This is a genomic window from Mycobacterium sp. (assembly GCF_008709575.1).
Taxonomy (GTDB): Bacteria; Actinomycetota; Actinomycetes; order Mycobacteriales; family Mycobacteriaceae; genus Mycobacterium.
On sequence record NZ_VYIK01000277.1, the window covers coordinates 1 to 768 of the forward strand.

Here is a 768-nt window from a genome sequence, read left to right on the forward strand (position 1 = left end):
GCCACGTGTTCGCCGGGGAAGGCTATCCGACGCCGACGGATCTGCGCTACTGCATCAACTCGATCTGCCTGCGGCTGGTGCCGTCCTGATCGATCGCCGGAGCGCAAGGGGCAACGCGTTGCCCGAGGCAGGCCAGCGTCAGCGGCGAACGGCTGTCACGACCTGGAAGATGCGTCGGCCGCGGGCCGGTGTTTCGATGCGCACGTCGTCGAAGCCTGCCGCGCGACATTGCGCTGCGAAGGACTCGGCCTGTTGGTCGGTCCATCCGTGGCTGGCAAGCCCGGTGGCATCGGGTCGCACCCGACGCTCGACCGCCAGGAACCGCCCACCCGCAGAAAGCACCCGGCGGACTTCGGCAAGCCCCGCGCTGACATCCGCCCAGTGGTGCACAGTCGCGGCCGACCACATGACTGTCGCCGAATCGTCGGGCAGCGGAAGGTTTTCGGCACTGCCCTGCGCCCAGGTGATGCGAGCGCGGTCACGGGTCAGGATCCGGGCCAGGCCGAGCATCAGCGGTGCCGGATCCACGCCGGTCACCTGCGCCCCGCGGCGGGCGGCTGCCCTGACGGCATTGCCCGGGCCGCAGCCGATGTCCACGGCACGATCCGCATCCGTCACACCGGCCAGCTCGACCACCAGGTGGGCACGTGTCCGGCCGGCAGCAGCCATCACCAGCGCAATGAACAGTCCCAGCGGTCCGGTGAAGCGGTGATGGCCGGCGTGGTGGTTGACCGGCGCGGCCGGCGAGGTGTCCATGGTCGTCCCTTC

The 768-nt window shown here is 70.2% G+C and carries 2 protein-coding genes; one reads left to right on the forward strand and one right to left on the reverse strand.

Annotated elements, in window-relative coordinates; genetic code table 11:
* On the forward strand, positions 1 to 89 hold an 89-nt coding region (locus F6Q13_RS18440), incomplete at its 5' end, for a peptide-methionine (R)-S-oxide reductase (RefSeq protein ID WP_293059624.1).
* 49 nt (positions 90 to 138) lie between these two features.
* Here F6Q13_RS18440 and F6Q13_RS18445 read toward each other — a convergent pair.
* On the reverse strand, positions 139 to 756 hold the full coding sequence (locus F6Q13_RS18445; RefSeq protein WP_293059627.1) for a class I SAM-dependent methyltransferase: 618 nt from the start codon (positions 754 to 756) through the stop codon (positions 139 to 141).
* Positions 757 to 768: the final 12 nt, after the last annotated feature.